The organism is Kluyvera huaxiensis (genome assembly GCF_040149365.1).
In the GTDB taxonomy this organism is placed as follows: Bacteria; Pseudomonadota; Gammaproteobacteria; order Enterobacterales; family Enterobacteriaceae; genus Kluyvera; species Kluyvera intermedia_A.
In genome coordinates this window covers 1-998 of record NZ_JBEFLV010000053.1, presented here as the reverse complement: position 1 = coordinate 998, position 998 = coordinate 1, and the positions used below count along the sequence as shown (strand labels likewise).

Here is a 998-nt window from a genome sequence, read left to right as displayed (position 1 = left end):
TCACTGTCGTTCTCAAAATCGGTGGAGCTGCATGACAAGGTCATCGGGCATTATCTGAACATAAAACACTATCAGTAAGTTGGAGTCATTACCCAACTTTAAAGTCAACGCCTTCCATCTCTATATCTGCCGTTTTGTATTCATAAAATAAATGAGAAAACCATGCCCGAAATGCTGGCTCTGGTGCAAAATGTAGCGCTTTCATTTCTGAAGTATTCTTATCTGACAAAATGTTTTGTAAAACAACAAATTGCAACCTATGTCTTTCCAGGCTAGAACACTGAGGGCAAAGCGCATGTTGGCGACCACGGAACGTCATAAACGAACCTTTATAATTGCATAGCGGACAGTGATATTGTTTATTTACATCCATAAAATTTCCCTCCTGATTTTTTATAATCAATACTGTTAATATCTTATGTGATCTTCCTGATCGCAAAGCTTTGATTTTCAATAGTCTCTGCGGTTATGAAAATCAGCTCCCAGTCAAAGGTTGCGCAAAATTGATGGACGGCTTCAATAACACCATAGCGATACCATTTTATAAAATTCCCCATGGTATAATCGTGCCCAGAAATAATACCACCGGCTTTTAATTTTGGTAAATAAAGACAAAGTTCACGAATAGTTGTTTCATAAGAATGATCGGTGTCAATATAAATCCAGTCTAATGATTGCTCGGCAAATTCACTGGCCATCTCAATGGAGAGTCCACGTTTTATTTCAAGTTTCCCGGAGTCAATTTCCTCGCTAAACCTATCGATGACCTGGTTAAAAAGGCCATCATGGTAACGTTCGGAGTGCCAGGCATCAACCAAATAGAGTTTGGCTGGGGTGCAGATATCCAGTATTTGTTCGCTGAAATCACCTTTATCAACCCCTATTTCTGCAACAACTGCATCTTTAGGGAAGGTGCGAATAAGCAGGTCATTTCTTCCCAAGCTGACTCGCTGATTAAAATTTCGCGGATCTGGGCCGATTTTTTTCCCGCAAACACA

General features: G+C 40.0%; 3 protein-coding genes. 1 reads left to right on the top strand and 2 read right to left on the bottom strand.

Annotated elements, in window-relative coordinates; translation table 11 throughout:
* Positions 1-78 (top strand): IS1 family transposase (locus ABOC97_RS23870; RefSeq protein ID WP_001401901.1); only part of this gene is annotated, 78 nt, incomplete at its 5' end.
* A 10-nt stretch (positions 79-88) separates the two neighbouring features.
* Here ABOC97_RS23870 and ABOC97_RS23865 read toward each other — a convergent pair.
* Both ABOC97_RS23865 and ABOC97_RS23860 read right to left on the bottom strand, forming a co-directional pair.
* Entirely contained in the window at positions 89-373 is a 285-nt protein-coding gene (locus tag ABOC97_RS23865) for a hypothetical protein (protein WP_349602324.1), read from the bottom strand.
* Between the two features lie 43 nt (positions 374-416).
* On the bottom strand, positions 417-980 hold the full coding sequence (locus tag ABOC97_RS23860) for a class I SAM-dependent methyltransferase (RefSeq protein ID WP_459253842.1): 564 nt from the start codon (positions 978-980) through the stop codon (positions 417-419).
* Positions 981-998 lie beyond the last annotated feature (18 nt).